A 17,265-nucleotide genomic window follows, 5' to 3' on the forward strand; every position below is an offset into this window, starting at 1 on the left:
CGCGATTTAGTGAAGCACTTCTTCGTCGTCTTCATCCTCGTCATCTTCACCATCTTCAAAATACGTGCCCCAACCATCATAATTGATATTAAATTTGGTTGTTAATTCGATAATTTGTGCAATTTGAGCATTGATTAATTCGGCATCAAGTGGAATTTCTGAAATCACATCACAGCAAACTAGCTCTTGGCTATTTTCATCATCCATATCTTCAGGATCTGTGACTTCATATCCTAATTTAAAAGCTTCTACCGCGACCTTTTCAAGTGTATCAAAATCTGTTGCTGAAATGTGATGCTCAATCAAGTATAACGCATCGGGATCGCTACCATCATTTAACAATTCTTCAATAATAGAATAAGTATCTTGTTGTGCTAATTCAATTTGTGTTTTCATAATCAACCTATAAATAAATATACGCAATCCAAGCTGATGCGATGAGGATTAAGTTTAAATTAACAGTATATGAGTAAAAGCATCACCTTTACTAGCCCTTGCATGAGTTGCATGGTTATACACGAAAAAAAACGTAAACTCATTACCACACAGACCCAAATCTTACATTTTGCCTTGTCATGAATATATATAATGAGAAATAACGAATATTGTGTGATATATTACACGTTTCTTATTTAAAGAATAATCTTTTATTTTGTTAAGTTAATTATCAATAAAATTGTTTCGTTATTTTTTTGTTGTAATGCTTAATTCTAGTATAAAAAATCGAGATAATACAATTGAATGACTAATTCTGCATACCGTTATGATCTTCATTCCCATACCACCGCATCTGATGGCACATTAACACCTTCAGCGCTGATTTTGCGTGCGGTGCAAAATCAAGTCAATGTTTTGGCTATTACGGATCATGATACTGTAAAAGGTTTAGATGAAGCTCATCAATGTATCAAAGAGCATGATTTAGCGATTCACTTAATTAATGGCGTTGAAATTTCAACACTGTGGAAAAGTACGGAAATACACATTGTTGGTTTGAATATTGATATTCACAGTCAGATTTTAACTGAATTATTGATACAGCAAGAGAATCAACGCATAGAACGAGCCAAGGCAATAGCGTATAAACTGTCAAAAGTGAGTGTTGCTGATGCTTATGAACACGCTCAGGTTTATGCAAAAGGTGATATCGTCTCACGCGCTCACTTTGCTCGGTTTCTAGTGGAAAAAGGTTATGCTAAAGATATTAAGCGTGCATTTAAAAAATATTTAGGTAAATCAGGCTATGCCTATGTTGCACCACAGTGGACAACAATCGACAATGCTATTGAGGTGATTCATCAGGCAAAGGGACAAGCAGTACTTGCACATCCTTCAAGATATGACTTTACCACCACAAAAATGAAAAATTTGATTGGTTACTTTAAACAATATGGCGGAGATGCAATCGAAGTTTCGCAAAGTCGTCAATCAATTGATGAATTACATTTACTCGCAAAATGTGCCAATGAGTTTAATTTACTGGCATCGCAGGGATCGGATTTCCATGATAATGTGAGTTATTTAGACTTAGGTAAAACTCAACCTTTACCGGGTAGCGTAACACCAATTTGGACTGATTGGTCGTTATAAAATCGACTCTTAACGAAAAGTGATTAAATTATGGCTCAAATGTTTTATATTCATCCCGATAATCCACAAAAACGGTTACTTGAACAAGTTGTTAATATCCTTAAAGATCAGGGCGTGATTGCATTTCCAACTGATTCTGGTTATTCAATTGGCTGTATGCTTGATAATAAACAAGGATTAGATCGCATCTGTAAAATCCGAGCACTTGATAAAAATCATAATTTTACACTCATGTGTCGTGATTTATCTGAATTATCCGCTTACGCTTATGTCGACAACACAACGTTTCGACTGCTTAAAAATAATACACCCGGTCGTTATGTATTTATTTTAGAAGCGAGTAAAGAAGTCCCTCGTCGATTAATGAATGAGAAACGTAAAACGATAGGGCTAAGAATTCCTGATCATAAAATTGATTTAAGTTTACTTGAATTGTTAGGTGAACCATTAATGACCACAACGTTAATTTTACCTAACGATGGCTTTGCTCAATCCGATCCAGAAGAGATAGAACAAACAATTGGACACCAATTAGATGCCATTATTCATGGTGGCTATATCAGTGAACAACCGACAACAATTATTGATTTAACGCATGACTACCCAGATATTATTCGTAAGGGTAGTGGTGATATAACACCATTTGAATAATTGTAGTATAATAAATACATATTTAATTAAAATGATTAACAAATGATACCTGTGAAGGTAACGAGGTAAAAATGAAAACCCCTAAAGATAACACTGAAAAACTACAAAAAGTATTGGCAAATTTAGGACATGGATCACGTCGTGAAATTGAGGCGTTGATTGTGGCTAAAAAAATCAGTGTTGATGGTAAAATTTCAACATTAGGCGATCGAATCGATATTCGTACTCAGCCTAAAATCAGAATTAATGGTAATTTAATTCCTGTTAGACCAAAAGAGAAAGATGTCTGCCGAGTATTAGCCTATTATAAGCCTGAAGGTGAAATCTGTTCTAAAAATGATCCAGAAGGGAGAGCAACGGTTTTTACTAATCTTCCTAAATTGAAAAATGCACGTTGGATTAATATTGGCCGTTTAGATATCAATACTTCAGGTTTATTGCTATTTACAACGGATGGTGAATTAGCCAATCGTTTAATGCATCCGCGAAATGAAGTTGAAAGAGAATATGCTGTACGCGTATTTGGTAAAGTGACTGACCAACAAATCTTCCAATTGAAAAAAGGCATTCAATTAGAAGATGGACCGGCAGCATTTAAATCAATTCAAAATCAAGGTGGCCAAGGCTTAAACCACTGGTTTAATGTCGTTATTACGGAAGGTCGTAATCGTGAAGTTAGACGTATGTGGGAAGCCGTTGGCGTTCAAGTGAGTCGATTATTGCGTGTACGCTATGGTAATATTACGCTTCCTAAGCGTTTATCGCGAGGTACATGGTTAGAGCTTGATCTCAATTCGGTCAACTATTTACGTGGTCTAGTCGGATTATCAGTTGAAGAAAAAAGCTTTTTAAGTGTTGACGAACAAAAAAATAAATCAAAACGGATTTTTGCAAAACGTCCTAGTGTTAATTTTTCCAATAAACGTTGATCCAATTTTTTATAATGAACCATTAAGGTTTGAATTTTGGACATAAAAAAGCAGCCCAATATACATGTGCTGCTTTTTTTATGTGCTGTAAATTATAGCGAAATAGTCAATTCGCCTAACTTATTCGTCAGTTTCATATTTTCATTGTAATCAACGGGACATGTAATAATGTGAACACCAGTACTCGCTAACGCTGTTTTTAACGTTGGTAATAATTCTTCAGCTTTTTTAATACGATAGCCTTTCGCACCAAAACTTTCTGCATATTTTACAAAGTCTGGATTACTAAAATCGACATTGTCATGATGACCGATTTCCATATCCATTTTCCATTTAATTAAACCATAAGATTTATCTTCCCAAATCAGTACAACCAATGGGATATTTTCACGCACGGCGGTTTCAATTTCTTGTGAGTTCATCATAAAACTGCCGTCTCCCATGGTTGCTAACACTTTTTTAGTCGGTTTAGCTAAATGCGCACCGAGTGCACCGGGTAACGCAAAAGACATCGGCGATAAACCATTACCGATCAGGCATGTGTTTGTTTGATAAGTCGGGTAAAGTCGTGCCATCCACATTTTTATAGCGCCAGTGTCAGCTAAAACAATATCATCATCAGAGAGTGCTTTTCGAACATCACTGACAATACGCTGTGGTTTAAGAGGGTAACTATTATCAGCAGCACCTTTATCAAGTTCAGCTGCAACTAAATCTTTGATGACAGCTTTTTGAGGAACAAATGTAATGTTTTTTGCTTTAAGTTGCGCTGTGAGTAAATCGACTGCTTTTTCAATATCTGCAACAATATTGACACTAATTTGGTAATTAACGTCAATATCTTCAGCAAATGAGTTGATATGAATAATTTTTTTATCACCATTTGGATTAATTCGTGACGGAGCAAACTCTTGCAATTCATAACCGATGGCAATGATTAAATCGGCAGAATCAAAAGCGAAGTTTTCATAATCATGACGCATAAATCCAATAACACCAAGTGCGTTAGGGTAGCGGTCTGAAATAACACCTTTACCCATAAAACTGGTTGCAACCGGAACATTTAATTGATCACACAAAGCGAGTAATGATTTCTCCGCATGATCACGAGCAATACCTTGTCCTGCCAAAATAATCGGTTTTTTTGCTTTTTTAATTAAGTTAACGGCTTGTTCAATTTGTGTTTCGTCAGCGGCTGGTTTAGAAGATGGTGAAATGGATAACGGTTTATTTATTTTTGCTTGGGGCATAGCCTCAACATCTTCTGGAATTGCCAAATATGTGGATCCTGGACGTTCACCTTGTGCGACAGCAAAGGCTTTTCTAACCATTTCAGGGACGGCGGCAGGTGTCAGAACTATATCGGCCCATTTTGTAATGGGTTTAAAAAGTTGAACTAAATCGACTAATTGATGAGATTCTTTATAAATCCGATTGATGCCCACTTGTGCACTAATCGCCACCAATGGTGATGAATTCGTTTGTGCATCTGTCACTCCCATAATCAAATTAATTGCACCTGGGCCAAGTGTTGCCGCACATACACCTGCTTTACCGGTGAGACGACCGTAAATATCAGCCATAAAAGAGGCACCTTGTTCATGACGTACTAAAATAAATCGTATTTTCGAATTAAATGTTGCATCGACTAAACGTATGTTTTCTTCGCCGGGTATACCAAAGATATATTCAACGCCTTCATTCTCTAAACATTTAACAATGTTATTTGCTACAATAGCTGATGATTTATTGACCATTTTATAATTCCTTAATCAAATCAAATTGACTTATTTACTGAAATAACCAGATAAAAATACCCATGGTAATCATTGACATTAAGGTACTTACGAATAAACTTGATGCCATTTCTTGCTCAGCCACTTTATATTGCACAGCAAGAATAACGACGATAGAGGCTGTCGGGATACATAACGATATGACAACTAAATGTTGCATAGTGATTGTTGCACCGCACAAGTACATTATTAGCCAAACAATAGCCGGTAAAATCAGGTTTTTACTGATGGTATTGACACAAACAGCAGACGATATTTTCACTTTTTGGGCAAATAAAATAATACCCGAGGCAAATAATGCCACTCCACCCGTTGCTTTACCAAGTAATGTGAATGAATCAAGCAAAGAACCACTCAAATTAAAACCACATAGAACAATGACAAAAGCAAGGATTGGAGCCCAAACGACAGGCTCTTTCAACGCAGAGACAATACGATTCCCAATGATCGATAAAATGCTAGTTGAATGTTGTTGCCCAGACGCATAGTCGTTACCTGATAAGAGCATGATGGTCAACGGAACTTGTACCAAGTTCATCAGTAGTCCACAAATGGCGATAGGTAATACACTGGTTCCACCAAATATTTCACCGAGCACAGATACGCCAACAAAGGGGACGGCAGGACCACTTATTGCTAATGCTTGAAGAATCGCAACAGGGGCTGAACGTTTAAAAATAAAATGGGCGATGACAAATACAAAAGCTAAACCACCAACCATACCAATAGCTAGCCAACCAAACATAGCAAGATTATCAATGATTTGTTGCTTTGGGGTCGCAATAATACCCGCAAATAAACTCATTGGTAGGGCATAGAGCATGACCATTCGGTTAAGAATAGCACCTTGGTCTGAAGAAAAATCATGATGCCAACCGGCAAAAAAACCTAAAATGAGCGTAATAACGATGGGTAATAAGGCTGCGATCAATGTTTCTAACATAAAAAATGTCCTTTGCAAAACTTGATACTTATTTATCATACGCTTATTTTTATGAGTTTAAATAGCTAAATTTTAGTGGCAAATTGGTTATTGATGTGGTGTTGATAATCAAAATGGATAAGTAGGGTGTTATTTCTTCAAAACGCACTTTTAAATTTAACATATTGAAATTAAATAATAAAAATGATGGTTTTAAAGCCAGTAAACCGTATTTTTTTGGCAAATACCAAGTGGAAGGGGACAGCTGACACCATTTTTATCAGCTGAGATAAGGCGTTTGCTTATTGTGCTCTTTGCGATGACAAAACTTTTTCAGTACAAATGCTCTACACATATCATAAATATAGGTAAAGATCATGGTGAAGACCAAAAAGAAAATTAAGAAAAAGGCTTCCATCATCATTGCTTCAACAAAACCCACTTGTTTATAAAACATAATAAATGCAAGTGCAAAAATCGCAAAAATCGCTTCAAAGCCAATACCATGTAAAATTCGATCTTTAGCTGTTTTAACAATGTTACCGCGTTTTTTAATCAGATAGCGATCAAACAGATAATTGAAAATCATATTCCAAAATAATGCAATAAAAGACAGCATAATACTTAAGAAAAACGTATCAACGAGTTCATAGCCACTAATCAGTTTCATTAAAACGGATGCTAAAATTGAACCACAGATTTCATAAAGAATCGCATTGAAAATTAATTCCATTTTACTTTTGGGTTTATTCTGTAAATTATCGGCTTTCATATATCGTGAATGGGTTTAACGGTCAATTACTAAGAGGGCTATTATATCACTGCTAAAAATAAAGAAAATAGCGCATAAATGGGGGCAAATGCGCTATTGTTTAAAGAATTAATTTGCAGACAGTAAATCTGATAATGGTTTATGAACGATATCAAAATAGACTTTGCTGTTGTTGGTATCAGGGTAGATTCGATAAGTATACTCATCGGCTTTTACTGCAACATTTTCGACAGTTCGTGTAAATAACACGGTCCCATCTGGTCTTTTGGCGGTAATCACACGGTTTTTACCATCATCACTAATTGACCAATCACCAGAGAGCTTTAACTTACCTTCAGGCGTATACATTTTAAAGGTGTGATCTTCGTTGTATTGTGCAATCCCAAAGAAGTTATTAACACTTTTATCTGATGGGGCAATGGCTTGGTTTTTTGCATCGATTGCATCGGTTGTGATCCAAACTTTGTTGACCATTTGATCTTCATATTGATTGAGTTTATCTGCAGCAAAGGCAGTATTAATACTTAAAAATGCGACAGTGGCAAAAATTAATTTATTAATATACATATTATCATCCTTTTTTGTCTAACTGTTGATCTTATTAACAACACGTTTTTTATAATTAATGTTATTCATTAATTATTCTTGAATACCCTTATGTGTTAACACAAGCATATACTTTACGATTTTCATTATAATCAAATAAAAATTAAGACAAACTACTAAAAGTGAGATTAATTGTCTCATAAATCGGAATAATGAAGGATTGCATAACAAAAAGAATCAATATTACCTTAACAATAAACGCAATAAATAGGCTGAATATCACTGATAATACGCAGCCTACATATTCATGTTTTTACTTTATACATCAATTTTACGGCTTGTTAACCATTCAATTCGAGCAGGATCTCGATGTGAAAAAAACGCACTTGTTGCGGTATCAAGGGCAGTGATTTTTTGCATATCATCATCACTTAAGGCAAAATCAAGAATGGCCATATTTTCTTGCATACGTGCTTGTCGAACTGACTTAGCGAGTGAAACAATGTTACGTTGAAATAGCCAACGTAGTACCACTTGGCCGATTGTTTTTCCATATTGCTGACCAATTGCCTCTAATACAGGGTGTTGAAAGAGGCCATTTTTACCCTCAGCAAAAGGGGCCCACGCCTCGGGTTGAATTGCGCGGGTTTTCATCCAGGGCACAGCATGCAGTTGTTGATTAAACGGATTGACTTCAATTTGATTCACGGCTGGAATAATACGATTAAATGCCATGAGATCAGCTAAACGATCGGGGTGAAAGTTACTGACACCTATTGCACGAATTTTGCCTTGTTGATACAGTTCCTCCATCGCACGCCATGCACCATGAACATCACCATATGGTTGATGAATAAGATAAAGATCAACATAATCAAGTTGCAGACGATTAATTGAACGTTCAAATTGCGCTTTAGCTCCAGCATAGTTTGCATCATGTAACCATAATTTGGTTGTAATAAATAATTCGTCACGAGCAATATTGCTTTGTTTAATTGCGTTACCGACTTCAGTTTCGTTCTGATAAGACGCTGCAGTGTCGATTAAACGATATCCAGTTTCAATCGCTTGGATAACGGCTTGTTCGCATTCTCGACTATCGGTCATTTGAAATACACCAAAACCGAGTAGTGGCATATTGATGCCATTGTTTAATTGTACTGTCTTCATAATCATTTTCCTTAATTCAGTTTAAAGTGAACGATGTGGTTGTTTGAGAATAATTAATGCACTAAATAAAACCGCTAACGCCATGATCCAAACCATAGTCCATGGCGTGTTATCATGAAAAAATGCTAATAAAAACGAAGATAAAATGCCGCTGCCATATTGTAAACTGCCGATGAGTGCAGACGCCGAACCCGCTATTTTACCTACGCTATCGAGCGCGCCAGCAGTCGCACAAGCAGCAATAATGCCATTCATCGAGAAGATGACAAATACCAATATAATGATGCTATAGATACCACCGATATCAAAATAAACGAGAACTGCTAACAATAATCCGGCAAGCATGGCCACTTTAGTTGAAATACTCAGTAAAAAACGGATACCATATTTACCCACCCATTTACGATTAACAAAACTTAATCCCATCACACCGAGAATATTTAAACCAAAAAGCCAGCCGTAATATTGTTCTGCGATACCATAGTAAGAGATATAGATAAACGGCGACCCCGTAATGAAGGCATAAGCACCAACATAATAGAACGTAACACAGAGCGCATATCGCATAAACGTCTGGTTTTGTAATAACTGTGCATAATTCACAAAAATATGTTTGAGTGAGCCTGTACTGCGTTTATCAAATGGTAAGGTTTCAGGTAAAAAATACACAGAGAACAGCATAATAGTGCCAATAATGGCCAGTAACCAAAAAATGGCATGCCAACTCGTATAAACAATCATTTGTCCACCAATTAAAGGGCCAGCAATAGGCGCAATTGCCATGATGATGACTAACGTTGACAGCATTTGTGCTGCTCGAGTTTGGGTGTAAAGATCGCGAATCATAGCCCGTGCAATCATCGGGCCAGTACATGCCCCTAATGCTTGAAAAACACGCCAAAACACAATTTGGGTCATTGTTTCAGATAACGCACAACCGATAGCACCAATCACAAACAGAATCATACCAACCATAAGTGGTATTCGACGCCCAATCCGGTCACTAATTGGTCCCCAAATCAGCTGTCCAATTGCAAATCCGATCAAAAAACCCGTAATGGTTAACTCAATATTACCCTGTAGTTCCAAATGCATTTTAGGCATTGCGGGTAAATAAATATCAACCGATAAGGAGGTAAATGCCATCAACATACTTAGAATAAGTAAAAATCGCCAACCTTTAGTTGATATATGCTGGGATCTTTTGTGTGAAACGTTTAAAACCGGACTGTTCGACATGTCAATTTTTCTCTTAATTGCGATGAATAAAACGCAGAATTTTCATTAAATCACTGTCTGTGATTGATTACTTTATTAGTAAAACTTTTTGTAAAACGATATATTTAAAAGTAGTGATAACAGGCAATTATCACGATGAATACTCAGTAGAAAATAGCGTGGTATCAGTCATTATCTGACCCACGCTATCAAATTGGCTAGCGGTGACTACTTCGCTAATGCAAAAATATCAGCAATGGTTTGTCGGTTATAGGTTTTATCCATTCGCCAATCAATTGCATTTTGTGTCGCATTATCTATCACGTCATCAAGTACTTGACCTGAAATATTAAGTTGTTTGAGTGTGGTTGGCGTTCCAATTTTATCAAACCAATTTTTTAATGCTGCAATGCCTTCATCAGCGGTATTTAAACCAAAAATTTCTTTAGCAAAACGCGTAAACTGTTTTGGATTATGGTCTTTCCTCCATGTCATCCATGCTGGCATTACAACAGATAATCCTGCACCATGAGGAACATCACAAATTGCACTCATTGCATGTTCAATCATATGATTGGGATAACTGTAACCACTTGTACCAAGATACGTTAGTCCATTTAAAGCTAGGGTCGCAGCCCAGGCTAATTCACCACGAGCATCTAAGTCATCTGGATTTTGCAATAAAATTTCGGTTGTACGGATCACTGTTTTGATGTTTGCTTCAACTTGTAAATTAATGAGTTCTGGTTGAACGGTTGCTGTAAAATACCCTTCAATAGAGTGCGCAATAATATCCGCAGCTGAATAAACTAAATAATCACGACTCACCGTTGCTTGTAGCTTGGGGTTAATGACCGATACTTTTGGAAATAAACTAAAACCATGAATCGGGTATTTTTGTTTGGTTTCTTCATTAGTAATGACGCCACCATTATTCATTTCACTGCCTGTAGCTGCTAATGTCATAATTGAGAAAATATTTAACGCTTGCGTGACTTTTTTACCAGTAAAGAAATCCCAAACATCACCATCATATAAACTGCCGGCTGCAATCGCTTTTGCGCTATCTAAACAAGAGCCACCACCAATACTTAAGACACTGTCTGCACCAAATTGTTTTGCAAGCATCACACCTTGTTTGACTTTACTTAATGTCGGATTACTTTTTACACCACCACATTCAATAAATTCAATGTGATTATCACGCAAATTTTGGACAACTTCATCAAATAATCCTGATTGTTTGATACGCTCACTGCCGTAAACAATAAGGACTTTTTTTGTTGCGAATTGACTCATATACGTGCCAATATTTTTTTCTTTATCAAGACCAAATTCGATTCGAGTTGGATTTTGAAAACTGAATTGATACATTGCTTTTCCCTCACTGTTAAATTACGTTTAATTTTATTAAATTGTATCGATAATCGTTAAGTAAATAAATGCTTAATAACTCATTGTTATAATGAATTTTATTCATTAATACTCGTTATTAAAAACCGCGCTATATAAATAGATTCTATTTTACTTATCCCTTGGCGATACCTAAACTTTCGCCGATAGCATAATCTGGACGTTGAATTAATTTATCGATTAAAGCGGCAATGCTACGCCTTGATACTTGTGAGCCAATGAACGGTTGACCTTTGGTTGTTAATTTATAATCAATCGCCGCATCGTTGGTAAACCAAGCAGGGCGTATAAGCGTATAGTCTAAGCCTGATTGTTCAATAACCTTAGCTGAATCACGATAAGGCTGTAAGATGGCACCATGTGATTGGCCCGTTTCATCATAAATCCCCATCGAACTTATCCAAATAAGGCGTTTAAGATGTTGGTTTTTCATTGCTTTGACCACATTATTTGCCATCTCTTTAAGCGAGCCAGCAAGATTTGCGTAAACAATGTCTTGTCCTTGCATCGCTTCATTTAATTGGACAAAATTAAGCACATCACCTTGTACCAAACACACATTGTCAGCCAATATTTTACTCAGCGGATTTATATTGCGTGCAAATAGAGTCAGTTTAATATCTGGATTTTTTAATAAAACGGGAATGACTACGTTTGCCAAACTTCCCGTTGCTCCTAAGACTAAAACATGTTTCATATTGTATTATCCTATCACTGAATCAATGTGGGATAATTTTATGCATTAATTTTATTGAGATAAACAGGGTATTGTTTTATAGTATGCTGAATTAAATTCAGTAATCATTAATCTTTATGCATAACTTTAACGAACTCAGTTATTTTATTACGATAGCGAAAACCAGTAGCTTTGTAAAAGCTGCAAAGTTGCTAGGCATATCTTCTTCTGCATTAAGTCACAGTATGCGAAGCTTAGAAACTCGCTTAAACTTACGTTTACTTAATCGTTCAACGCGTAATGTTTCGCTGACTGAAGTTGGACAACAACTGTATAATCAAATTTCACCGTTGTTTAATTCGATCAATAATGAAGTGGATGCATTAAATGATTTTTTAAATACACCGTCAGGAACCATTCGTATTAATGCACCGATGATCGCAGCTGAAAAAATTCTTTACCCTAAACTCAGAGAACTATTAAAGCTTTACCCTCAAATTAATTTAGAAATACAAGTTGATAATAGCTGGGCTGATATTGTTAAACAAGGATTTGATATTGGTTGCCGATTAGGGGAAGATGTTTCACAAGAGATGATTGCCGTACAAATTTCTGCACCGTTAAAAATGGCACTTGTAGCGAGTCCCAATTATTTTATTGATAAACCTCAACCACAACACATCGAAGATTTACTTAACCACACATTAATTGGTATGCGTATTTCGGCTCAACATGGCACTGAAATGGTATGGGAATTTAATGTAGAAGGACGGAAAATTGAATTTATGCCAGAACCACAATTTTCAACCAGCAATGATTTACGTAAGCAAGCTGCCATTGATGGTATTGGCATTGGTTGGTTTGGTCAATTAAGTGTTGAAGATGAATTAGCAAATGGTCAATTAGTTGAATTATTGGCCGATTTTGCCATTACTTATGAACCTTTTTATATTTATTACCCGAGCAGGCGGGGCCATTCAAATGCATTTAAATTGGTGATTGATGCTTTACGGTATCACCGTTAAAAAACGCGCTTATTTAATATACAATATCGCTTATCTTTTATACATATTCATATTTTACAAGGCATAATCGATAATAATAATAAGCTGTTTATGCTATTATTCATGAATTAAATTCATTAGTGCATTGAAATAAACCCTATTTATCACAGAAATAATAACGAGTAAGATAACTCCACTGTTAACAAACAAGTCATCGATTACATTAAAACAGTTTAGTTTTATATAAAATAATCATAATGTTAACAAATAAACAAATTTAAATTTATACGGAGTATTTATGAAAAAGGTTATTTTAGCAGTTACAAGTTTATTAGTTGTTTTTTCTGTTTCAAGTCATGCAGATTTAAAAAATTATTTTGTAAAGCAAGCAGAACAAACTAAAACACAAATTGCACCAAGCACCAATCAATCAGTTGATGCACCATTTAAAACGCAATTTTTAAATGAAAATATGCATATTACTAACCGATAAGTTATCGATAGTCTAACATTACATAACATATTAATGAATAAAACTCGCTATTAGCGAGTTTTTTTGATCGCATTAACCGCATTAAATTTGTTTATCACGAATTGCTTTGATTTCTCACATTTACCCAGCAACTAAGAAAATAAGTCCCCGTCAAAGCGATTTAGCGCCAAACATTATCTTCAGCTTAACGAGTTTATCTCATGGCCTATTTACATTTAATATTTTAACAGGGTTAGCTACTGTAAAATGAATGAAATTTTTATATAATCATTTTAAAGTTTGCTCTAATAAATGAATATTTAAAAAAATACACGGAAGTATTACGTTGATGGAACATATATGAACACGATTTTAAATGATGATGAATTATGCCAATTACTCATAACATTATTTTCAACAGTATTCCCTGATTTGGTTATACAGGGTGGGGCAGATGAGCCGTTTTATCAAGCTCCAAAAGCTGACGCTAAAGCCATACTCTATTTTCGGAGTAATTACCCAAGGAGCTTGCTACACGAGCTTTCTCATTATTGTTTAGCGGGAGATAAACGTAGAATGTTAGATGATTTTGGTTATTGGTATTTCCCATGTGGCAGAACACAAGAGCAGCAACAGCTTTTTGAACAAGTAGAAGCGAGACCACAAGGCCTTGAAAAGCGTATGTATGAAATTTTGGGTATCAAATTTATCCCCAGCATTGATGACTTTTCAGGCAGACCATCATCAACTGAATTTTTAACTAAACTTGATGAAGTCTATCAAGAAATGACATTATCACCACCACCTACAGCCCAAAAAGCCTTAACCGCACTTGCTACAATTGGCCCCATTACATTATCAACATAGATAGGTGTCTTAATATGATCGGTATGATTGAGTGAAATGAGCATGTGATAAAAAAGACACCCACTGTTTCATCTGACCGAAAGGCGACTTGTTGATCAATATTCCACGTTGAAGTAGGGCTTTTTGATTAATCAAACTTAATACATTTTCGTTTAGTCTAATAAATTATCCACTCTTTCACTATAACTTTCATCTTCATCAAGAGTGTATTTATTTTTTAACAATGTATTTAATTCTTTTTCATCTTTTTTATATTCTAATATTTCATCATTGTTTAAATCTGAACTGATTTTTAAATCTGATAATCTATTTAGTAAATAATCAGGGATAAAATTATGTTTTAAGCTTAATATTGATAAATTTTGAATAACTGCAATCAGAATTTTATTGTTTTTTTTCATACTAATAACAAAATCTTCTAATGTTGCTGGAATAGCTTGTTCAGGGCTAAACCCTTCATCAATAAATTCATGATAAGATTCTAACGTCAATTTTTTTGCTTCTATGTAATTGATATTATACATAAATGTGTCCTTTACTGTGAAAATACATTTAATTCAATATTAGGATACTTTTGTTTAAATTCTAGGATAATATTTGAACAACTTTGACAAGGCGGTAATTCAGTATAAAGATCAATTTTTCCACTGATACTTGGATCTTTAATTTTTGATGCAATGTCTTCTAAAATTTTCGCTTCAGTATCATTATATCTTGGAAATTTATCGACAACATATGAATTAAATATTTTATTATCTCTAGCATATGAAAAATTTGCAATATTAGCACCTTTACTATTTGCATTGTGAATCTTACTGTGAGCTATAAATTCATTAGGTAAACCATTTATTTCAACTTTAGCAATAGCCATGTTACCTTGCGTTTTAAATTTTATATTAGGCATCAAATCTCTAATATTATCTAATTTTTTTTGAAAAACTTTTTTCAATTCATCAATATTAATTAATTTTTTTATTGATTTTAGCTCAATAACATTCTTCTGATTTAAGCTGATTTTCTCAACAGATATTGTCACCTCCGTCGGTTTTATTGTCTGTCCGACCTTCACAGCTTTTGTCGCTTGCAGTTTAATCACATTTTGTGTTTGTGTTGCTGTTTTGAGTACTGATGCAGCTTTACCCACTAAACCAATATCAACCAGTGAATAGGCGATTTCACCATAACCTTTCGGCAATAATCCTGACCATTCAATCAGCTCGCCACCGTAGGTGGGGGTATGTTCGTTGGTCCACATTGAACGGGCGCCAGCTTGAATATTATCTAATGCCACAAAGCCAATTGCAGCGGCTAATGGGGCTCCCACACCGGTTACACCGACTACGCCAGCGACGTAAAGACTCATGATGCCACTGGCAACTTGGGCTGCACCCGTTATTCTTGGTAGATTTTCAAGCACTGTTTCTTTAATTTGGTCACCGTAAAGGTAGCCAGTAACACCACCGATAAGGCCACCGCTTGCCAACCCCATGACGGCATTATTTCTATCTTGTAAAGTCCACGTTGGATTAACCAGTTTAGGAAATATTTTAGCCACAAAATCATCTTCAACCGCTTGTGCATTAAGTTGCCAGCTTTTAGCTGAAGCCCATTTAGCAGGCACTTTAACCTGCACTTTACCGTCAGGATTAAATCGCCCAATAAATTGATAAGCCTTATCTTCAGAGACAATTTCATAACGATAATTGGCATGAAGTTCAAGCTGAATAAAGTCCAGCTTTTTAAGCTCAACCGGGCGATAATCAAGTTGAGTGGCTTTAAGTTGATATTCTCGCCGGGTTTCTACATGGCGAATGATGCCAGGCTCACGCAGATGTTTAAGCAGTTTAATGGCATTAGCATATAACGACTCAATGTCTGTTAGTTGGTCATGCTCTGTTGCTATTTTTATTTGAGTAAGTAAGGCTGACAGTGCGTCGTTATCACCGCCTGTGCCATCAAGGACAAGTGGACTGCTTAGATAGTGGTTAGCCGTTTTAGATAGGGTATCACTGTGATATGCATAGTCTGGCTTATCTTGCCCGTCACTGTGGTGAATATTATGTAAGGATTTTAGGGCTTGTTTGAGTGATTTAACATCCGGTATTGCACCTTCACTCTCATCCGCACCACAGGTACCGATACGCTGCCTTGCGGTAATAAAATTGGTATGATTGAGTAAAGCGAGCATGTGGTAAAAAAAGACACCCACCGTTTCATCGGGTCGAAAGGCGGCGAGCTCATCAATGTGTTTGGCTTGAAGCCCACGTTGCGGTAGGGCTTTTTGATTAATCAAACTTGCCATTGCTTCATCAAGCTCTATGGTAAAAGGGGAGTTACCTGACGCTAGCAGTGTTGATAACTCATCGAGCCAGCTTTGTGCGAGTTGTTTAACGCGTAGTGGTTTATCACCCCGCAGCGCCAAATCATGGCTCCCGCCTAAACCGCCTAAGACAATATGTACCTTGGGCAGGACCTTGGAGGGTGAAAACACATCACCGTGTTTTAAAAAAATCTGGTTGGGGCTGGTTTGCGCCGTCGTCACCTGATGATTATTACTGGCATCAAGGATTTGAATCAGCTCTGGTTTGTGATTGAGTAAATCCACCACCAACCAACTGTCATCCGGCTCAAACGTCGGCTCTTTTTTCACTATTGGTATCGGCTTGATATCATGCGAATAGGATGGTGTTCCACTATAGCCATTAATCACGGGCAACTGAACTAATACGACGTGTTCTTGATGTAATGCCATTTTTAAGGTATTTGAGACTTTATCCGGAATTTTGTCATAATAGCGTTGATAAGGTAAACCGACTTGCTGTAGGACAGAATAAAAGTCTTTGCAACTTTGTGGCTGATTAGCCAGTTGTTTAACAATATCATCATAACCACAGTCATAAAAGTGCTTAATGCGTGTCGGTTTTGGCTGATAATAAGAAGATGATGATGCCTCATTTTCCTCAAGCATTAACCACTGCTTTTTTAACATCAGTTGATAAAGATACATGTATTTTACTATTCCATTTTTTATAATTATTTATTTTATACATAGAACCGCGTAAATTGTAACAAACTCTAAAAGATGAAAAAAGTGGTAAATAAAGATGTGTTATTCCTGTTTAATTAAACAGATCAAATTTTGTCTATTGTTACTGTTCATGATCCGACCCAATTTAAGCATAGCTAAACTACATTGTTTCGTCACAGCATATTTACTCTAAACATTGAGTGTCATATGT

The 17,265-nt window shown here is 35.9% G+C and carries 17 protein-coding genes; 6 read left to right on the forward strand and 11 right to left on the reverse strand.

The features are described from left to right. Nucleotides 1-6 precede the first annotated feature (6 nt). Entirely contained in the window at nucleotides 7-396 is a 390-nt protein-coding gene (rraB, locus tag ABEA36_RS03970) for a ribonuclease E inhibitor RraB (protein WP_345489037.1), read from the reverse strand. 345 nt (nucleotides 397-741) lie between these two features. Here rraB and rnm point away from each other — a divergent pair, with 345 nt between their 5' ends. From rnm to rluB, 3 genes are all read left to right on the forward strand, one after another. Next, nucleotides 742-1,590: an RNase RNM gene (rnm, locus tag ABEA36_RS03975; RefSeq protein ID WP_345489039.1), complete on the forward strand. Its 849-nt coding sequence runs from the start codon at nucleotides 742-744 to the stop codon at nucleotides 1,588-1,590. Nucleotides 1,591-1,620: 30 nt separating this feature from the next. Next, nucleotides 1,621-2,241 (forward strand): L-threonylcarbamoyladenylate synthase, encoded by a 621-nt coding sequence (locus ABEA36_RS03980; RefSeq protein WP_345489041.1) that lies wholly within the window; start codon nucleotides 1,621-1,623, stop codon nucleotides 2,239-2,241. A gap of 71 nt (nucleotides 2,242-2,312) precedes the next feature. Beyond that, a complete protein-coding gene (gene rluB / locus ABEA36_RS03985) occupies nucleotides 2,313-3,170 on the forward strand; it encodes a 23S rRNA pseudouridine(2605) synthase RluB (protein WP_345489043.1) in 858 nt (285 codons plus the stop codon). Between the two features lie 92 nt (nucleotides 3,171-3,262). On the opposite strand, the gene ABEA36_RS03990 is transcribed toward rluB, so the two are convergent. The 8 genes from ABEA36_RS03990 to ABEA36_RS04025 form a co-directional block, all read right to left on the reverse strand. Continuing rightward, entirely contained in the window at nucleotides 3,263-4,927 is a 1,665-nt protein-coding gene (locus tag ABEA36_RS03990; protein ID WP_345489045.1) for an acetolactate synthase large subunit, read from the reverse strand. A 34-nt stretch (nucleotides 4,928-4,961) separates the two neighbouring features. Then, on the reverse strand, nucleotides 4,962-5,909 hold the full coding sequence (locus ABEA36_RS03995; RefSeq protein ID WP_345489047.1) for an AEC family transporter: 948 nt from the start codon (nucleotides 5,907-5,909) through the stop codon (nucleotides 4,962-4,964). Between the two features lie 259 nt (nucleotides 5,910-6,168). Then, nucleotides 6,169-6,660 carry a PACE efflux transporter gene (locus ABEA36_RS04000; protein ID WP_345489049.1) on the reverse strand — a complete coding sequence of 164 codons (492 nt, stop codon included), beginning with the start codon at nucleotides 6,658-6,660 and terminating at the stop codon, nucleotides 6,169-6,171. A 108-nt stretch (nucleotides 6,661-6,768) separates the two neighbouring features. Next, on the reverse strand, nucleotides 6,769-7,227 hold the full coding sequence (locus tag ABEA36_RS04005; RefSeq protein ID WP_345489051.1) for a DUF4822 domain-containing protein: 459 nt from the start codon (nucleotides 7,225-7,227) through the stop codon (nucleotides 6,769-6,771). Nucleotides 7,228-7,524: 297 nt separating this feature from the next. Then, entirely contained in the window at nucleotides 7,525-8,376 is an 852-nt protein-coding gene (locus ABEA36_RS04010) for an aldo/keto reductase (protein ID WP_345489054.1), read from the reverse strand. A gap of 21 nt (nucleotides 8,377-8,397) precedes the next feature. Beyond that, a complete protein-coding gene (locus ABEA36_RS04015; RefSeq protein ID WP_345489056.1) occupies nucleotides 8,398-9,615 on the reverse strand; it encodes a multidrug effflux MFS transporter in 1,218 nt (405 codons plus the stop codon). A 207-nt stretch (nucleotides 9,616-9,822) separates the two neighbouring features. Then, nucleotides 9,823-10,968 carry an iron-containing alcohol dehydrogenase gene (locus ABEA36_RS04020; protein WP_345489058.1) on the reverse strand — a complete coding sequence of 382 codons (1,146 nt, stop codon included), beginning with the start codon at nucleotides 10,966-10,968 and terminating at the stop codon, nucleotides 9,823-9,825. Nucleotides 10,969-11,122: 154 nt separating this feature from the next. Beyond that, complete coding sequence (locus ABEA36_RS04025) at nucleotides 11,123-11,704, reverse strand: NAD(P)H-binding protein (protein WP_345489060.1); 582 nt, start codon at nucleotides 11,702-11,704, stop codon at nucleotides 11,123-11,125. Nucleotides 11,705-11,820: 116 nt separating this feature from the next. On the opposite strand from ABEA36_RS04025, the gene ABEA36_RS04030 reads away from it, so the two are divergent. The 3 genes from ABEA36_RS04030 (at nucleotide 11,821) to ABEA36_RS04040 (ending at nucleotide 14,026) form a co-directional block, all read left to right on the forward strand. Further along, on the forward strand, nucleotides 11,821-12,708 hold the full coding sequence (locus tag ABEA36_RS04030) for a LysR family transcriptional regulator (protein ID WP_345489062.1): 888 nt from the start codon (nucleotides 11,821-11,823) through the stop codon (nucleotides 12,706-12,708). Between the two features lie 277 nt (nucleotides 12,709-12,985). Then, nucleotides 12,986-13,180, forward strand: coding sequence for a hypothetical protein (locus ABEA36_RS04035; protein WP_345489064.1), 195 nt, complete (start codon nucleotides 12,986-12,988; stop codon nucleotides 13,178-13,180). A 339-nt stretch (nucleotides 13,181-13,519) separates the two neighbouring features. Further along, nucleotides 13,520-14,026 (forward strand): elongation factor P hydroxylase, encoded by a 507-nt coding sequence (locus ABEA36_RS04040; protein ID WP_345489066.1) that lies wholly within the window; start codon nucleotides 13,520-13,522, stop codon nucleotides 14,024-14,026. A gap of 152 nt (nucleotides 14,027-14,178) precedes the next feature. Here ABEA36_RS04040 and ABEA36_RS04045 read toward each other — a convergent pair whose 3' ends face one another. Further along, complete coding sequence (locus ABEA36_RS04045; RefSeq protein WP_345489068.1) at nucleotides 14,179-14,550, reverse strand: hypothetical protein; 372 nt, start codon at nucleotides 14,548-14,550, stop codon at nucleotides 14,179-14,181. Nucleotides 14,551-14,561: 11 nt separating this feature from the next. After that, a complete protein-coding gene (locus ABEA36_RS04050; RefSeq protein ID WP_345489070.1) occupies nucleotides 14,562-16,994 on the reverse strand; it encodes a deaminase domain-containing protein in 2,433 nt (810 codons plus the stop codon). Nucleotides 16,995-17,265: the final 271 nt, after the last annotated feature.

The sequence above is a fragment of the Orbus sasakiae genome, from assembly GCF_039542345.1.
Lineage (GTDB): Bacteria > Pseudomonadota > Gammaproteobacteria > Enterobacterales > Orbaceae > Orbus > Orbus sasakiae.

Bases quoted from the DNA above. Each gene is read 5' to 3' on its own strand.
- ABEA36_RS04005 (WP_345489051.1), bottom strand. From the start codon at position 7,227: ATGTATATTAATAAATTAATTTTTGCCACTGTCGCATTTTTAAGTATT.
- ABEA36_RS03980 (WP_345489041.1), top strand. From the start codon at position 1,621: ATGGCTCAAATGTTTTATATTCATCCCGATAATCCACAAAAACGGTTA.
- ABEA36_RS04040 (WP_345489066.1), top strand. From the start codon at position 13,520: ATGAACACGATTTTAAATGATGATGAATTATGCCAATTACTCATAACA.
- rnm (WP_345489039.1), top strand. From the start codon at position 742: ATGACTAATTCTGCATACCGTTATGATCTTCATTCCCATACCACCGCA.
- ABEA36_RS04000 (WP_345489049.1), bottom strand. From the start codon at position 6,660: ATGAAAGCCGATAATTTACAGAATAAACCCAAAAGTAAAATGGAATTA.
- ABEA36_RS04020 (WP_345489058.1), bottom strand. From the start codon at position 10,968: ATGTATCAATTCAGTTTTCAAAATCCAACTCGAATCGAATTTGGTCTT.
- ABEA36_RS04030 (WP_345489062.1), top strand. From the start codon at position 11,821: ATGCATAACTTTAACGAACTCAGTTATTTTATTACGATAGCGAAAACC.
- rraB (WP_345489037.1), bottom strand. From the start codon at position 396: ATGAAAACACAAATTGAATTAGCACAACAAGATACTTATTCTATTATT.
- ABEA36_RS03995 (WP_345489047.1), bottom strand. From the start codon at position 5,909: ATGTTAGAAACATTGATCGCAGCCTTATTACCCATCGTTATTACGCTC.
- ABEA36_RS04045 (WP_345489068.1), bottom strand. From the start codon at position 14,550: ATGTATAATATCAATTACATAGAAGCAAAAAAATTGACGTTAGAATCT.
- ABEA36_RS04015 (WP_345489056.1), bottom strand. From the start codon at position 9,615: ATGTCGAACAGTCCGGTTTTAAACGTTTCACACAAAAGATCCCAGCAT.
- rluB (WP_345489043.1), top strand. From the start codon at position 2,313: ATGAAAACCCCTAAAGATAACACTGAAAAACTACAAAAAGTATTGGCA.
- ABEA36_RS04050 (WP_345489070.1), bottom strand. From the start codon at position 16,994: ATGCTTGAGGAAAATGAGGCATCATCATCTTCTTATTATCAGCCAAAA.
- ABEA36_RS04025 (WP_345489060.1), bottom strand. From the start codon at position 11,704: ATGAAACATGTTTTAGTCTTAGGAGCAACGGGAAGTTTGGCAAACGTA.
- ABEA36_RS04035 (WP_345489064.1), top strand. From the start codon at position 12,986: ATGAAAAAGGTTATTTTAGCAGTTACAAGTTTATTAGTTGTTTTTTCT.
- ABEA36_RS04010 (WP_345489054.1), bottom strand. From the start codon at position 8,376: ATGAAGACAGTACAATTAAACAATGGCATCAATATGCCACTACTCGGT.
- ABEA36_RS03990 (WP_345489045.1), bottom strand. From the start codon at position 4,927: ATGGTCAATAAATCATCAGCTATTGTAGCAAATAACATTGTTAAATGT.